We start from the raw sequence: 2,206 nt of genomic DNA on the forward strand, positions 1-2,206 counted from the left end.
AACAACAATGTTTTCCATATGGATAAGTGATTCTTTCGGAAATGAACAAAAAGTAGATTTTGAGTTTGGTAACATCAAAGATGAGTAATAAAAAAAATCCCGCCAAAAACGGGATTTTTTTTGTACACTTTGCAAAATAAATTTTATTTTTGTAGAAAACAAGAGCCTCAACACATTATATATTGAAGCTCTCTTTATTTAAGGAAGTGGGTAAAGAATGCGGAATACTCCAGAACCATAAATCCCCTTCTTCCCTTTCTATCGTTATTGAAATAATATCACTACTTTGATGGTGCAAAAGTACAAAAAAAAGTAATATGCAAATAATTAAATATAAAAATTTAAGTTTGACTATATCACAAAAGTTTTTCATTGAGAAGTCTATAGAATTATTGAACATAGGAACTATTGATAGTTATAGAGTAAAGCTACACAATCCAAGAACTATTTTAGAAGAATTAAAATATTGCCTTGATGAGTTTGAAATGGGTAGGATTAAACATTTTCAAACCATAAAAGGAAAGGATAAAAATAGTAAAGGATTGATTAATGAGGTATTAAAATTTTTGGAAATAGAGAATAATGGGCTGACTTTCAATACTGTAACTGTTGAGTTTCTAAAAAACATTTTGCATAGTATTGATGAAAACAATTATAAAAAAGTTTCGGCTTCATTGGAAATATTGTTAAATGAAAATCAGCAATATCTTTCAAATATTATAACTATTACAGAAGATAAATTAAATATCAATGTTGATGATTCGAATTTAGAAAGTCTATTTAAACATTTGAGTATGATAGATAAAATAATAGAATTTCTTTTTAGCGAATTAATAAACAAAGGATTTTCAAAGGGCTTTTTGTATAAGCTCTGTTATGGGATATTTGTAAAAAATCGTAACAATGAAAATTTCGACACTCTGTTTTCTAATTTTAAACAGAGAATTTTAGATGTTGAATCTAGACACACGGTTATATTTAGAATTGATACAACCCCCACTGTTTCACAAGAACTAAAATCCTTTTCAATAAGCGGGGTTTTTATAGATGTGTCAGACAGTATTGACAGTAGTACTCAACAGCAACTTAGGCGAAAACAAGGGTTTGATAAATTCAAAGATAAAGTTCCTAACAGAAGATTCATAATGTGTACGGTTGATTCATTTGATTATTTATCGGCACTTAAAAAAGCAAAAAACGCTTTCTCTGAATATTTGGATATCGTCAATTTAGGATTTTCAGATGAGTTTTTGCACATTCACAATAAGGTTTTGGTGATTGATAATCGTTCTCCCGAAAGAGCAGATTTTCAAGAAAACATCAATATTCTTGACGGAAAATACAAAACAGAAAAGGATAGATATAATCATTTTATAGGAAAACTTCCACACATATTAGAAAATGATAAGGTTCAGAGAGAAACAAAAGAGAAAGTGAAATCCGCCATACGGTATTTACGATTAGGAAACCAATCCACTGAAATGGAACACAAATTCATCAACTATTGGATAGGGTTAGAGTATTTATTTTCCAATTACGAAAGTCAAAACACCATAGGCAGGATTAAAGACTTTTTCATAAAAGCTCATTGTTTAGCATATATTAAACGAAATATTACTATCCTAAAAAAAGAAATAGAAAGTGTATTGTATTTAAAAAATCTTTCAATAAACATTGAGGATGAAACTTCTTATAATGCAATTATTAATCAATCAGTGAAAGAAAATCCTTTATTATCTTTCCGTGTTAATAAAATAAAAGAGGTGCTATTTAAAGATAGAAACATTAAACAATACATAGATAATCATAAGGAAAATTTAGAAATACATTTTATTAGAATTTATAGACTTCGTAATGAAATTATCCACGATGCTGCGATGAATACAAACAATGAATTAATATCTTCTAATATGAGGTATTATTTGACTTTTATACTAAATGAAATTATAGATTTTCTTTCTAATAACACAGACAACAAAGAATTATCAATAGAAAAATATTTTATCCTAAATGAAATTAAATATGAGAATTTAGAAACTCAGAAATTTCCATTGAAAGAGATGGTTAATATCAATTGTTCTATTGATTTTATTTCTTAAAGTCAAACCCGACCACTGACTTCCAAAATACGCCTAATGTATCCGTTAGGCGTATTTTGTTTATAGCTTTGCCTTAAATAAATACAGAATAATGGAAGTGATTGTCA

The 2,206-nt window shown here is 27.7% G+C and carries 1 protein-coding gene; it reads left to right on the forward strand.

What is annotated here, in order from left to right; translation table 11 throughout:
• The first annotated feature begins 317 nt into the window (after window positions 1–317).
• Window positions 318–2,099 carry a hypothetical protein gene (locus GN105_RS12585; RefSeq protein WP_155285737.1) on the forward strand — a complete coding sequence of 594 codons (1,782 nt, stop codon included), beginning with the start codon at window positions 318–320 and terminating at the stop codon, window positions 2,097–2,099.
• Window positions 2,100–2,206: the final 107 nt, after the last annotated feature.

Source organism: Capnocytophaga felis (assembly GCF_009684755.1).
Taxonomy (GTDB): Bacteria; Bacteroidota; Bacteroidia; order Flavobacteriales; family Flavobacteriaceae; genus Capnocytophaga; species Capnocytophaga felis.